We start from the raw sequence: 615 nt of genomic DNA, 5'->3' as shown, positions 1-615 counted from the left end.
CTGAAGAAGTTCACGCGCTCGAAATCGCGCCATTGTGCCCCCAGGCCCTGCAACCAGCCCTCGACGCGCGCGATCTTGCCCTCGCGGAAGCTCGGGATGCCGCGAATGGCTCCGGTGTAGCGCTGCTCGGCGTCGCGTTCCAGCTCGACGGCGATCAGGTGCGCGATGCCAAAGGCCGCTGCAATCGGCGCTGTGACGAATTCATTGGTCGCCGTGACCAGGGCGATGAGGTCGCCCGCTGCACGGTGCTTCTCGACCAGCGCAACGGCCTCGGGCCGCAGCGCCGGGCGCATGACCTCGGTCATGAAGCGCTCCCGCATGGCCAGCGCCTCGGCAAGCGGGCGGGAGCGCCAGGCGGACGTTGCGAAGTCGATATACGCCGGCAGGTCCAACGTTCCCGCGTTGTACTGGGCAAAGAACTCGTCGTTCTTCGCACCCCAGACCACGCCGTCCACCCAGCCCACCTCCACCATGAAACCACCGAAGGCATGGTCGGAATCCATGGGGATCAGCGTCCCATCCAGGTCAAACAGCGTGAGATTCATAAATTAGGGTCAGAGTCGATTTTTTCTTCAACGGCCTCGTCGGCCAGCATGGCCTTCAGCAGCGGCAGTG

General features: G+C 64.2%; 1 protein-coding gene. It reads right to left on the bottom strand.

What is annotated here, in order from left to right; genetic code table 11:
- Positions 1-545: HAD family hydrolase (locus AC1DU6_RS34690; RefSeq protein ID WP_477863053.1), on the bottom strand; the 545-nt coding region annotated here is incomplete at its 3' end.
- Positions 546-615 lie beyond the last annotated feature (70 nt).

It is taken from the genome of Roseateles sp. P5_B10, from assembly GCF_056400485.1.
The sequence above is the reverse complement of the archived record's forward strand: the minus strand, read 5'-3'. Positions and strand labels throughout refer to the sequence as shown.